Origin of the sequence: Amycolatopsis sp. BJA-103 (genome assembly GCF_002849735.1) — a bacterium.
In the GTDB taxonomy this organism is placed as follows: domain Bacteria; phylum Actinomycetota; class Actinomycetes; order Mycobacteriales; family Pseudonocardiaceae; genus Amycolatopsis.
Genome location: NZ_CP017780.1, coordinates 1648292 through 1661224 on the forward strand (window position 1 = coordinate 1648292; position 12933 = coordinate 1661224).

The following is a 12933-nucleotide window of genomic DNA, read 5'->3' on the forward strand; positions in this document are numbered from 1 at the left end:
TTCGGCCGCCGCCGGTCGCCCGCAACCACCTCCGCGGCGCGTCGGGGTGACCTCGCGGGCATACTGTTTCGCCTGTGGCGGAACGAGGTCCGCCTCCGGCGCGTCCTGGATATCGTGGAGATCGACAGCGTACGAGGAAGGACAGCCGTGGAAGAACCGATTACCGGCACGGCCGCGGGGGTGCCGTTCACGGTCTTGCCGCCATCGGCCGAGGTCAGCGGCCCCGCGCCGGTGGTCGTCGCCTGGCACATGATCGACGCGCCCCGCTCCGACGCCGCGTTCGCGGCCGCGTTGCCGCTGGCGGGGGTGCCCGCGTGGCGCGTGTATCTCGGAATGCCCTTGTGCGGCGCGAGAATGGTCGACGGCAGCATGGACGCGCTCGTGGAGCGGGCCGTCCGTGACGCGATGCTCGCCTATATCGACCCCATCGCCGCGCAGGCGGCGCTGGAGTTCCCCGCCGCCCTGGCCGAACTGCGCGAACGCTTCGGTTTCGACACGTCCCGGATGGCCGTCGTCGGCGGTTCGCTCGGCGGCGCCGTGGCGCTGACGATCCTGACCACGCGGGAGATCCCGGTCCGCGCGGCGGCCCTGATCAACCCCGCCGTGCGGGCGCGTTCGGTGATCGGCGTGGTGGAAGGCATGCTGGAGCAGCCTTATCCGTGGAACGACGAGGCGGATCAGGCGGCGGACCGCCTCGACTTCGTCGCACGATCGGGTGAAATTTCGGCCAGGGACACCCAGGTTCCGTTGCTGGTGGTCAGCGGCGAAGAGGATTTCCCCGCTTTCCGCACGGACGCCGGCGAACTCGTCGAGGGATTGCGCGGGCAGTACGCCGAGCCGGACGACGTCCGCCTGACCGGAGTGCCCGGTCTCGCGCACCCGCTGGCCGAAGAACCGGGAATCGAACCCGCGCCGCAGCTGCCGATCGCGAAGGTGGTCGACGACGCGGTCACCGAATGGCTGGTGCGCCACCTGGGCTAGCAACCAGCGGGCGGCGCCGACCGGGCGGGGCCGAATTCCAGCCGGAGTTTGTCGGTCTTGGGGATCACGAACGCGACACCGCTGTTCGCCCGCCAGTCCGACGGCACGAACACGTACTGGCCACCGGACTGAAGCAGTAGTTTCAGCCCGGTGTACCGGTATTTGTAGGCGGCGTCGGGATCCGCGCATTTCACCTGGAGGACACCGCCGGAGGTGAGGTTGAGGCTTTCGGCGCTGTAGAGCGTCGCGGCGGGGCGTGCGGGGAGCTGCGCCGCGACCTCGAATCCGCGCCGGACGCCGATGGCGGCCGAGTAGTCGCTGACGGCCCAGAACAGCCCGATGCTGACCAGCGCGTACCCGAGGACGAGTTCCAGCAGGCTCGATCGCAGCGCCGAAGCCCAGTGCCGCCAAGCGAACAGCAGCATCAGCACGCCGAGTGCGAAGCCGAGTCCCGGCAGGCCCGGGCGGTCGCGGAACGGCTCCGGGTTCAGCGTGACGAACACGGTCGCGCAGACCAGCAGGGCACCGAGTCCGGCCGCGACCGGGGCGCAGATCCGGAGCAGCCGGGCCCACGCACGCTCGGTCAGCCGCAACCGCAGGATCCGGACGGCGATCACGAAACCGAGCACGGCCCCCGCGGCACCCGCCAGCGGCAGGTACAACCCGTCGACGCCGCGCGCGAAGATCTCGTCCGGGGTCTGGGCGAGAAGCGTGTAGTGCACGCGGAAGTACGCGAAAAGCACCTGCGTCTCGACGAGTCCGAAGAAGTACAGCAGCGCGGTGAGCAGCGTGGTGTTGGCCAGTACCGCACCGACCAGCTTGAGGGCCTGTGGCGGCCCGGGGTCGGGCTCGGCGGCCGTGGGCACCGGCCGCCGCAGGCCGCGCCGCGCGGTCATCCCGACGTGGTCTCGGTGGGTTGCTCGCTGGTGGACGCCGGGCTTTCCGAGGTCGTGGTCTCCTCGGTGACCTCGGGCGGGCACGCCTTGGCCTTGATCGTCACCGTCCCGCCGGGTTTGACCGGGGAGTGGGTGATGCTCGCGGTGCACTCGCCCTCACCGACGACGACGACCTTCACGCCGCACAGGTTCGGGCCGCAGGCCTTCCTGATGTCGCCCTGGATGTCCGACTGGGCGATCGCGGGTGCGGCGCCGAGGCGGGTGTGGTCGTAGATGATCGGGCTGCCGGGCACTCCCGGCGGCTTCGAATCCTCGGTGTGACCGCCGCCCCCGCCGGACGACGCGGACGACGTCGAGCCCGCCGACGCGGTCGGGGCGATCTCCGTCGTCACGCCGCCAGTGGTCTGGTCTGCCGGAGCGGTGTCGCGGGGAGCGGACGCTCCGCCGCAGCCCGCCGCGAACCCGAGGGCGGCGATCGCCATCGCCGCGCTGAACAGCCGTTTCATGGACCTCACCGTCCTTGGAAGACGTCCTTCTGGGTAAGGACGCGGAATGACGGCTCCCTGATACGTCCCGGATTGGTCCGTTCGGGGGTATTTCGCTGAATCCGCCCTTTCGGGCAATTCCGGGTGGACCAGTGCGCGACAACTTCGCCGCCCGGCCTTCCGACACGCCCGAAAATATGTTAAGAAACTTTACTAACTAACAGGGAGGCGCGTTTTGAGTTCACCCCCGCAGCCGGGGCTCGAGCGGAAGATCGGGCCGCTGCAGGCGACCGCCATCAACATGACCCAGATGTGCGGGATCGGCCCGTTCGTCACCATCCCCGCGATGGTGGCGACCCTGGGCGGCCCGCAGGCCATGTTCGGCTGGCTCATCGGCGCGGTCATCGCGCTGGCCGACGGCCTGATCTGGGCCGAACTCGGCGCGGCCCTCCCCGGCGCCGGCGGCACCTACGTCTACCTGCGCGAGGCGTTCGGCGTCCGTACCGGCAGGCTCATGCCGTTCCTGTTCGCCTGGAGCGCGGTCCTGTTCATCCCGCTGATCATGTCCACCGGCATCATCGGGCTCGTCCAGTACCTCGGGTACCTGATCCCGGGGGTGGCGGACGAGGCGGGGACGACCGGGCTCGGCAAGGTCATCGGGCTCGGCGTCATCGTGCTCGTCGTGCTGGCGCTGTTCCGGCGGATCGGCGAGATCGGGAAGCTGACCACCGTCCTGTTCGCGATCATGCTGTTCGCCGCGCTTTCGGTGATCGTCGCGGCCTTCACGCATTTCGACGGCGCGCAAGCGTTCGCGTTCACGCCGGGCGCGTTCTCGTTCGGCGGCGGCGCGTTCTGGGCCGGGCTCGGCGCGGGCCTGATCATCGCCATCTACGACTACCTCGGCTACAACACCAGCGCGTACCTCGGCGGCGAGGTACGGGACCCGGGCCGGACGCTGCCGCGGTCGATCATCTTCTCGATCCTCGGCATCATGAGCCTGTACTTCCTGCTGCAGCTCGGGGTGCTGGGCTCGATCCCGCTGGAGGAACTGAAGAGCGCCACGTCGGTCGCCTCCACCGTGCTGGAACAGGCGTGGGGCACGGGTGCGGCCAAGATCATCACCGTGTTCATCGTGATCGCCGCGATCGGCTCGGTGTTCGCCGGCCTGCTCGGTGGCTCGCGGGTCCCGTTCGAGGCCGCGCGCGACAAGGTGTTCCTGCCGGTGTTCGCCAAACTGCACCCGAAACTGAACCTGCCGACCGCCGGTGTGCTGACGATGGGTCTCATCACCGCGATCGGGTCGCTGTTCACGCTGACCGCGGTGATCAACGCGGCGGTGACGGTGCTGGTGATCGTCCAGTCGCTCGCACAGGTCGCGGCGATCGTGGTGCTGCGGCGACGTCGTCCGGACCTGGACCGGCCGTACCGGCAGTGGCTCTACCCGATCCCGACGATCATCGCGTTGCTCGGCTGGGTCTACATCTACTTCTCGGCCACCTGGCTCTCGATCGGGCTTTCGGTGGGATGGATCGCGCTCGGGGTGGCGGCGTTCCTCGCCTACGCGAAGGCGGAGCGTGTCTGGCCGTTCGGGCCCAAGGGTGTTCAGGAATCGTTCGCGGGGGCGGCAGAGGGGAACGGGAAGTGACGGGGGAAGAACTGATCCTGGGGATCGACTTCGGCGGGACGAAGGTCGCGATCGGCCTGGCGGACAGAACCGGGAGCCTGCTGGTCACCCGGCGGCTCGACACCGACGCGCAAGCGGGCGCCGAACAGGTGGTGAGCCGCGCGCTCGCTGCCTCGCGGAAGCTGCTCGCGGACGAAGGCACCGCCGACGAGCTCGTCGCGATCGGCGTCGTCAGCCCCGGCATCGTGCTGGAGGACCGCATCCTGCTGGCCCCCAACGTGCCGGGCTGGGAGGAACTGCGGTTGCGGGACCTCGTCGCCGACGAGTTCGGCGGCGTCCCGATCTCCGTGGGCACCGACGCCAAGGCGGCGGCGCTCGCGGAATGGCGGTGGGGGGCGCTGGCGGACACCGATCCTGCGGTGTTCCTGTCACTGGGGACCGGGATCGCGGCGGCGGTCCTGGTCGGCGGCCGGCTGCTGGCCGGCGCCAACGGAGCTGCGGGCGAGATCGGCTACAACCTCCGCTCGCCGCAGGACACCGACGGGTTCGCCAGCGGAGCGGCGCCGCTGGAGGAGGTCGTCGGTGGGCGTGGGCTGGGCGGCCGGGCGAGTGAATCGCTCGGCCGCCCGGTAACCGCGGGCGAGCTGTTCGGCCTCGCCAGGGAGAACGCGCAGGCCAAGGAACTGGTCCGCGCGGCGCTCGACGAACTGTCGATGCACGTCGCGAACCTCGCCATCGCGCTCGATCCTCAGCGCATCGCCGTCGGCGGGGGACTGGTGCGTTCGGCCGACGTCCTGCTGCCCGCGCTGCGCGAACGGCTGGCGCAGGCGGTGCCGTTCCCGCCGGAGCTGGTGTCGGCCAAGTTCGACCAGGACGCGTCCCTGCTGGGCGCGATCGCGATCGCGCTGGACGCGTAGCGAGATCACCGACCGAAGCCGCCGGGCTTTCGCTAGATCCGATCTAGCGAAAGCCCGGCGGCTTTCTCGCGCCCAGGGGGTGAGGCGAGAGGAGGTCGGTCATGAACTGCAGTCCGCTGCGGGTCGCGGTGATCATCGGCAGTACCCGGGAAGGACGGGTGGGGGATGCCGTCGCCAAATGGTTCACCGGTCGCGCGGAAGACCGGGACGACCTCGTTCTCGACGTCCTCGACCTGATCGACTTCGGCCTGCCCGCCGGGCTGCCGGAGCAGGCGACCCCGGAGATGAAGCGGTTCATCGCGCGGATCGACGACGCGGAGGCGTTCGTCGTCGTCACCCCGGAGTACAACCGCAGCTTCCCGGCGTCGCTCAAGCAGGCGATCGACTGCGCTTACGACGAGTGGCGCGCGAAGCCGGTGGGCTTCGTTTCGTACGGCTACCGCTCGCAGGGCCTTTACGCGGTGGAGCAGCTTCGCTCGATCTTCACCGAGCTGCACACCGTGACCATGCGGGACACGGTCGCCTTCAACCTCCTCGACGGCACCTTCGCCCGCGACGGCACCCCCATCGACGACGACGGCCAAGGACAGGCCGTGACCACCTTGCTCGACGAGCTCGTCTGGTGGGGCCTCGCCCTGCGCGAAGCACGCACCGCCCGTCCCTACGTCTGCTGAAAGCTTCTGAAAGGAACAAGGAAAATGAGTGAACTGGCCATCGAAGCCTCGGGGCTGGTCAAGGTGTTCGGGGAGAACCGGGCGGTCGACGGGATCGACCTGAAGGTCCCCGCGGGCACCGTGTACGGCGTCCTCGGGCCCAACGGCGCCGGCAAGACCACCGCGGTGAAGATGCTCGCGACCCTGCTCCGCCCCAACGGCGGCGAGGCTCGCGTGTTCGGCAAGGACGTCGTCCGCGAGGCGGACGCTGTGCGGTCCATGGTGAGCCTGACCGGGCAGTACGCCTCGGTCGACGAGGATCTGACCGGGACCGAGAACCTGGTGCTGATCGGCAGGCTGACCGGGCACCGCAAACCGGCGGCTCGTGCCCGCGCGGAGGAGCTGCTGGCCGCGTTCGGCCTGTCCGAGGCGGCGGGGCGGCAGGTGAAGAACTACTCCGGCGGGATGCGACGGCGGATCGACATCGCCGCGAGCATCCTCAACACCCCGGACGTGCTCTTCCTCGACGAGCCGACGACCGGGCTCGATCCCCGCAGCCGCAACCAGGTCTGGGACATCGTGCGCGCGATCGTGCAGCACGGCACCACCGTCCTGCTGACCACGCAGTACCTCGACGAGGCCGATCAGCTGGCCTCCCGGATCGCGGTCATCGACCGCGGCAAGGTCATCGCCGAAGGCACCAAGGGCCAGCTGAAGGCATCGGTCGGCGCGGGCGCTGTCCACGTCCGGCTGCGCGATGCCGATCAGCGTCCGGAGGCCGAAGCGCTGCTCGTCCGCATCCTGGAGGCGCAGGTCCAGCTCGAATCGGACCCGCTCGCGCTGACGGCCCGCCTTTCGGGTGACAGCACCGAACAGGGCGCCGCCGAACACGCCGCCCGCGCACTGGCCGAACTCGCCCGCGCGGGGATCGTCGTCGACACCTTCTCCCTCGGCCAGCCGAGCCTCGACGAGGTCTTCCTGGCCCTCACCGACCGCACCGCCACGCCTGAGGAGAGTGCAGCTTGAGCACGACAGCAGTCAAAGAAAACGAACCCGTTCTCGCGGCACCGAAGGCGGAGGATCTCGCCGCCGTCCTGATCGCGAAGAACCGCCCGCAGCGCCCCACCGCGCTGTCGGCTTCGGTCACCTTCGGGTGGCGTGCGATGTTGAAGATCAAGCACGTGCCGGAGCAGCTGTTCGACGTCACCGCGTTCCCGATCATGATGACGCTGATGTTCACGTATCTGTTCGGCGGCGCGCTGTCCGGCTCGCCGACGGAGTACCTGCAGTTCGTGCTGCCGGGCATCATGGCGAGCAGCATCCTGATGATCACCATGTACACCGGCATCTCGGTGAACACCGACATCGAGAAGGGCGTGTTCGACCGGTTCCGCACGCTGCCGATCTGGCGGCCGGCGGCGATGGTCGGATACCTCCTCGGCGACATGCTGCGCTACCTCATCGCGTCGGTGGTGATCCTCGGCGTCGGGCTGATCATGGGCTTCCGTCCCGGCGGCGGGGTCGGTGGCGTGGCCGCCGCGATCCTCCTGCTGCTGGCGTTCTCGTTCGCTTTCTCGTGGATCTGGACGATGTTCGGCCTGCTGCTGCGCAGTGAGAAGTCGGTGATGGGGGTCAGCATGATGGTGCTGTTCCCGCTGACCTTCCTCAGCAACATCTACGTCAACCCGGAGACGATGCCGGGCTGGCTGCAGGCCTTCGTCAACGTCAACCCGGTGACCCACGTGGTCGCGGCGGTCCGCTCGATGATGGAAGGCAACTGGGACGGCGGCGAGATCACCTGGGTGCTGATCGCGGGCGGGGTCATCCTCGCGATCTTCGGAACGCTCACGATGCGCCTCTACAACCGTAAGTGAACTGGGGGTGCTAGGCGCCGTCCGGTAAGTCTGGTCGCGGTCTTCGCGCCCAGGCGGCCCCTGACGGCACGGGCGGATGCGGCCGAGTACGACCCGGTACGAGGCCGATCCGCCCGCACCGTCAGGAACCACCTGGATCACGAAGCCCATCGACCAGACTTACCGGACAGCGCCTGGGTCCCCTGGCGGCTCACAACCGCCAGGGGACCTTGCCGTCCGGTGCGTAGCGGCAAGAAGACCCCGTGGTGACCGACGCGCGCAGGTGCGCGGCCAGTGCCGGATGCTGTTCGTCGAGTTTGCGCAGGGTGTCCCGGATCCGGGCGGTCACCGTCTTGCGGGCGCGTTCGGCCTCGTCGCCGAGCCGCCGGGTGCGGCCACCGAGGCCCGCGGCGGACCGCAGTTCCGCCAGCAGCGCGTCCCGCTCGCGGTCCCAAGCGGCGGCGCGGGCGTCTTGCCCCAGTCCCGTCGCGGTGTCGATCAGGTCGTCGAGTTCGTCCAGCCGGGCGCGATACCGGGCCTTCGCCTCGTCATCCAGGACGGCGTCCCCGCCGAGGCTCTTGGCGGCGACGACCACCTCGCCGCCCTCGGGATCGAGCAGCCGGACGGCCGCCACTTCCGAACCGGGCCTGCCGAGCAGGAAATGCAGGTCCCGCAAGCCTTTCGAATCCGGAAGATGCGCGGTGACGCCGTCGAAGTGCAAGGTCCACACGGCTTCGTCGCGACGGAACTCGGCGAGCGGGGCGGCCGGGACCCGCGTGCGATCCCGCAGTTCGGCGACCCTGGCCACGACCTGCCGCATGCCGATCGCGGTGGCCTCTCTGTCCACTTCGGACAGCAGGGTGGCCGCGGTGATCGCGTCCCCTTCGTGACTGCGGCCGAGCAAGGCCATCGCCAGCCAGGACTTGGCCTCGATCGCCCAGGCCGTGGTCCTCAGCCGGTCCGCGGAGAGCGTGGCGTCGCGCAGCCTGGCCACCGCGTCGGCCCAGCGTTCCTGCGCCAGGTCCAGCCTGCCGAGCCAGAGGTCGACCGGGCCGGAGATTTCGCAGCCGTACAGGGAAACCAGCCACTCCCCGCTGTAGGGCTCGAGAAGCACGCGCGCCGCTTCACACCGTTCGGGGTCGCGAGAGACCGCCGCCGTTTGCGCCTGGCAGCGCAACCACAGCGCTTCCAGATCGCGGGGGTACGGTTTCGTGTCGGCGGCGAGATCGGTGAGCCGCACGGCTTCCGCGGCGTCACCCCGGTGGGCGGCGGTGATCGCCTCCAGCAGCCGGCCGTAGGCGTACCCGTTGTCGTGAATCTCGCGGTGCAATCCGACGAGATCGTCGAAGCGGCCCTCGAGACACCATCGCGTCCACCGCTGCAACTGGTTCAGATCGCCGAAATGGGGATGCTCGTCTCCTTCGTGACAGGAGATCACCTGCTGGATCAACGCCTCGGCTTCGGCGAACCGGCCTTGGAGCGTGGCGATGATGCTCTGGTCGATCCGGGAGGCCAACTGCGAACTCGGCGCCCGGCCGGTGCTCGCCAAGGCGACGAACTCCTGGTACTGCTCGAAATACCGGGGATCGCCGCGTTCGAGCAGTGCCACCCATTTGAACGACGCCGCGTAGTGCTCCAGTTCCGGATTCGACGTCCGGCGGCCGACCACCACCAGTTCGTCGGTGAGCCGTTCCCGTTCCGCGGCGCTGCCCGGCCCCCAGATCGCGTCATGGCGGGCCCACAAACCGAACAGCAGCGCGGAATCGTCCTGATCGTCGCGGGCGGTCATCATGATGTGCGCGGTCAGATCCTGCGTCATTTCCTGGACGGTGAATTCCTGACCGGGCTCGCGGACGCAGAGTCGCTTGTGCGCTTCGGTGAGCACCAGGATGGTCTCGTCGACCCGCAGTCCCTTGTGATCGGCGCGGATCAGGGTCAGCGCCAGCCTGGCGAGGAGATCGTCGTCGTCGAGTTCGTGGATGAGCGTGGAGACCTCGTCGAGAACATGCCTGCCCTCGTCGGTTTCGTGGTGACGGGTCAGATGCGCGCCCAGTTCGAGTGCGATGACCGCCTGTCGCCGTCGATCCTCGGCGACCTCCATCGCCCGCCGGTAGTGCGTGGCCGCCTCCTCGGCCGCCATCCGGCCGGTGGCGTCGATCGCCGCGGCCAGCAACAGTTCGACGGCCAGGTTCGGATCGAGCTCCCGGCCGGCGAGCAGCGCGTGCCGGGCCAGGTCCGCGGGAAAGATCCGGTCCGGTGACCTCGGCATCTCGCGGACCGCCGCGACGACCGCGGCGTGCTGCTTCCGGCGCTCCGCTTCGGGCAGGTTCGCGTACAGCGTCTCGCGGACGAGGTCGTGGGCGAACGCGAACCGGCCCTGCCCCTGCACCACGGCCAGCCGCGCCGCGACGGCCTGGTCGAGCAGCCGGTCCACCTGGGGAACGGGTGCGGACGCCACCCCGGCGAGCAGCTTGCGGTGGAACTCCCTGCCGAGTACGGACGCGGTGGTCAGCAGATCGAGAACCGGCCGGGGGAGCAGGGAAAGCCGTCTCTGCAGGGCGTCGGCGACGCCGGGCGCGATCGTCTCGGCGGAGCCGCCGCTGTGCCACAGCCGCGCCGTCTGCTCGACGAAGAACGGGTTGCCTCCGGTGCGGCGATGGACCTCGGAGACCAGCGCGTCGTCCGGTTCCGTGCCCGCCGTCCTGGCCATGAGCGCGCTGACCTCGTCCGGTTCGAGACCGGTGAGCGTCACCGAAGTGGCCTTCGCGAGCAACGGCAGCATCAGCGAGCGGAGCGGGTGATCGGTCGTCTCGACCTCGACGTCCCGGTACGTGCCGATCAGCAACAGACGTTCGAACCAGGTGTGCTGCGCGGCGAACTCGAGCAGCCGCAGCGACGCCGGGTCGGCCCAGTGCAGATCGTCGAGCACCACCACGACCGGGCGTTCCTGGGACGCGGCCACCAGCGCGCTCGTCACCGCGTCGTAGAGGCGGAAGCCGTCGGCCGCGCCGTCGCCGCGGGCCTCGCCGAGCAGGACGTCCAGTTCACTGTCCGCCATCGCGGCCCAGCGGCCCGGCTCGACCGAACGCCGCAGCCCGCGGACCACCTGCGTCCACGGCCAGTAGCCCGGCGCGCTGGCCGAGTCCCAGCACGACCCGTTGAGCACCAGGGCGCCGAGTCGCTTCGCCTCTTCTGCGGCGCCGGTGACGAGCGTGGTCTTCCCGATCCCGGCCTCGCCGGTGACCAGCACCAGGCCGCCATGGCTTTCGGCGGCACGGGCTGTCTCCGCGCGGAGTACACCCGCGGGATGGTCGCGTCCGATGAGCGAGGCTGGCATGTCCGAATCCTCCCAGTAAGGTCCGACAATTTCACGACGCCGGCCGCTTGTCAGGCGTTACTCCATGTTCGTCGTGACCGACGGTGACCGAGGTCTCCCACCCGCTGGGAACCGTGCCCGGCCCGAATCCGACCTTCTGGACGTGACGAATCGAGTGGGACGACGGGTGAACGGCCGTCGAAATTCCTGCCCCGACGGCCGGAGGCGACCTGTTGTGCCAGGTCAGGTGGTCGGCGGCTGGAGTAGGGTGCGAAGTATGGGGAGCATTCGCTCGCGCGTGCTGGCATGGATCGGCCGTCGCTACCTCGCGCGCCAGCAGAAGAACGGTTTCGACCTGTCCAAGATGTCGATCATCCCGGACAACCTCCTGACGCCGCTGAAACGCGACGGTCTCGACCCGGTCGCCGAGCTGGGCCGGACCCGCGCGGAGGAGCCGATCAGCAGGCTGGACCTGCCGTTCGGGATGAGTGGCTGGCTGGTCACCGGCTACGACGAGGCGAAGGCCGTCCTCGGCAAGGTGACCGAGTTCAGCAGCGACTTCACGAACCTGGTCGGCAGCGCGGGGGTGACCGAGGACCAGAACCCCGGCGGGCTCGGGTTCGCCGATCCGCCGGTGCACACCAGGCTGCGGCGGCTGCTCACGCCGGAGTTCACCATGCGGCGGCTTTCGCGGTTGACGCCGCGGATCGACGAGATCGTCGCCGACCAGCTCGACGCGATGGAGAAGGCGGACGGCCCTGTCGACCTGTGGGAGGCCTTCGCGCTGCCGATCCCGTCGCTGACGATCTGCGAGCTGCTGGGCGTCCCGTACGAGGATCGCGACGAGTTCCAGCGGCTGAGCACCGCGCGGTTCGACCTCTTCGGCGGGGCGGGCGCGTCACTCGGCGCGATGACCGAGTCACTGTCCTATCTGGACGACATCATCAAGAAGCAGCGCGAGAACCCGGGCGACGGCTTGCTCGGCATGCTCATCAAGGAGCACGGCGACGAGATCGACGACCGCGAACTCGCGGGCCTCGCCGACGGTGTGCTCACCGGCGGGCTGGAGACCACGGCGAGCATGCTCGCGCTCGGCGCGCTCGTGTTGCTGAAGGACCGATCGCTTTTCGAGACCGTGCGCGGTGACGACGAGGCCGTCCACAAGTTCGTCGAGGAACTGCTGCGGTACCTGACCGTCGTGCAGATGGCCTTCCCGCGGTTCGCCAAGGAGGACATGGAGATCGCGGGCGTCCGGATCGCGAAGGGCGACATCGTGCTGGTCTCGCTCAGCGTCGCGAACCGTGACGGTGTCCTCGGCGAGGACATGGAGAAGTTCGACGCGACCCGCGAGCCGACGTCACACCTCGCCTTCGGCTGGGGCATCCACCGGTGCATCGGCGCCGAACTGGCCAGGATGGAACTGCGCACCGCGTATCCCGCACTGGTCCGCCGGTTCCCGGAGATGCGGCTGGCGATCGACCCGGACGAGGTGGGCTTCCGAAAGGTCTCGATCGTCTACGGCGTCGACGCGCTGCCCGTGCTGCTGGATTGAGTCTCAGGCGACCCCTCTCGGGCGGAACTGGACGCTGATCCTCGGCCCGACCGGTTTGGCGGTCTTGGGGACGGCGTGTTCCCAGGTCCGCTGGCAACTGCCGCCCATGACGATCAGATCGCCGTGGCCGAGGGCGTGCCGGACGGTCTCGCCCCCGCCACGCGGGCGCAGCGCCAGCTGCCGGGCCGCGCCGACCGAGACGATCGCGATCATGGTGTCTTCGGTGCGGGAGCGGCCGGTGTCGTCGCCGTGCCAGGCGACGCTGTCACGCCCGTCCCGGTAGAAGCACAGACCGGAGGTCACGAACGGTTCGCCGAGCTCGTCCGCGTAGTGCGCCGAGAGCGTCTCTCGCGCTTCGGTGAGGATCAGGTGGGGGAGCGGCACGCCCTCGCCGTAGTGGCTCAGCAGCCGGGGAACGGCGACGACACGGTCGTACATCTGCCGTCGTTCGGCGTGCCACGGCACGTCTTCGGCGAGCCGGGTGAACAGTTCGTCCGCGCCGGTGAGCCAGCCCGGCAGCACGTCGATCCAGGCACCCCGGGTCAGTTCGGTGCGCCGGAGACCGTCGAGCGAGCCGAGCCCGAGGGCGGCGCACTCGTCGAAGAGCGAGGCTTGAAGCGCGGGGGTCATGACAACCGAACCTACCCCGGCTTCCC

General features: G+C 69.4%; 11 protein-coding genes. 7 read left to right on the forward strand and 4 right to left on the reverse strand.

The genetic code is table 11. From position 1 onward, the window contains the following. The first annotated feature begins 114 nt into the window (after positions 1 to 114). Positions 115 to 981, forward strand: a complete 867-nt coding sequence (locus BKN51_RS07390) for an alpha/beta hydrolase family protein (RefSeq protein ID WP_369862444.1) — start codon at positions 115 to 117, stop codon at positions 979 to 981. Here BKN51_RS07390 and BKN51_RS07395 read toward each other — a convergent pair. Together BKN51_RS07395 and BKN51_RS07400 are read right to left on the reverse strand one after the other, a co-directional pair. After that, positions 978 to 1877: a hypothetical protein gene (locus BKN51_RS07395; protein ID WP_101606905.1), complete on the reverse strand. Its 900-nt coding sequence runs from the start codon at positions 1875 to 1877 to the stop codon at positions 978 to 980. The genes BKN51_RS07390 and BKN51_RS07395 overlap by 4 nt on opposite strands. Beyond that, positions 1874 to 2383 (reverse strand): hypothetical protein, encoded by a 510-nt coding sequence (locus tag BKN51_RS07400; RefSeq protein WP_101606906.1) that lies wholly within the window; start codon positions 2381 to 2383, stop codon positions 1874 to 1876. The genes BKN51_RS07395 and BKN51_RS07400 overlap by 4 nt, the downstream gene beginning before the upstream one ends. Positions 2384 to 2597: 214 nt before the next feature. Here BKN51_RS07400 and BKN51_RS07405 point away from each other — a divergent pair, with 214 nt between their 5' ends. The 5 genes from BKN51_RS07405 to BKN51_RS07425 all read left to right on the forward strand — a co-directional run bounded on the left by BKN51_RS07405 (position 2598) and on the right by BKN51_RS07425 (position 7430). Further along, entirely contained in the window at positions 2598 to 4007 is a 1410-nt protein-coding gene (locus BKN51_RS07405; RefSeq protein ID WP_101606907.1) for an APC family permease, read from the forward strand. Then, positions 4004 to 4903 (forward strand): ROK family protein, encoded by a 900-nt coding sequence (locus tag BKN51_RS07410; RefSeq protein ID WP_101606908.1) that lies wholly within the window; start codon positions 4004 to 4006, stop codon positions 4901 to 4903. Before BKN51_RS07405 ends, BKN51_RS07410 begins: the two co-directional genes overlap by 4 nt. A 101-nt stretch (positions 4904 to 5004) precedes the next feature. After that, positions 5005 to 5577: an NADPH-dependent FMN reductase gene (locus BKN51_RS07415; protein WP_101606909.1), complete on the forward strand. Its 573-nt coding sequence runs from the start codon at positions 5005 to 5007 to the stop codon at positions 5575 to 5577. Between the two features lie 24 nt (positions 5578 to 5601). Continuing rightward, on the forward strand, positions 5602 to 6582 hold the full coding sequence (locus BKN51_RS07420) for an ATP-binding cassette domain-containing protein (RefSeq protein WP_101606910.1): 981 nt from the start codon (positions 5602 to 5604) through the stop codon (positions 6580 to 6582). Continuing rightward, on the forward strand, positions 6579 to 7430 hold the full coding sequence (locus tag BKN51_RS07425; RefSeq protein ID WP_101606911.1) for an ABC transporter permease: 852 nt from the start codon (positions 6579 to 6581) through the stop codon (positions 7428 to 7430). Before BKN51_RS07420 ends, BKN51_RS07425 begins: the two co-directional genes overlap by 4 nt. A gap of 190 nt (positions 7431 to 7620) precedes the next feature. On the opposite strand, the gene BKN51_RS07430 is transcribed toward BKN51_RS07425, so the two are convergent. Further along, entirely contained in the window at positions 7621 to 10746 is a 3126-nt protein-coding gene (locus tag BKN51_RS07430; protein ID WP_101606912.1) for an ATP-binding protein, read from the reverse strand. Positions 10747 to 11002: 256 nt separating this feature from the next. On the opposite strand from BKN51_RS07430, the gene BKN51_RS07435 reads away from it, so the two are divergent. Next, positions 11003 to 12277: a cytochrome P450 gene (locus BKN51_RS07435; protein ID WP_168214285.1), complete on the forward strand. Its 1275-nt coding sequence runs from the start codon at positions 11003 to 11005 to the stop codon at positions 12275 to 12277. 3 nt (positions 12278 to 12280) lie between these two features. On the opposite strand, the gene BKN51_RS07440 is transcribed toward BKN51_RS07435, so the two are convergent. After that, a complete protein-coding gene (locus tag BKN51_RS07440; protein ID WP_101606913.1) occupies positions 12281 to 12907 on the reverse strand; it encodes an alpha-ketoglutarate-dependent dioxygenase AlkB in 627 nt (208 codons plus the stop codon). Positions 12908 to 12933: the final 26 nt, after the last annotated feature.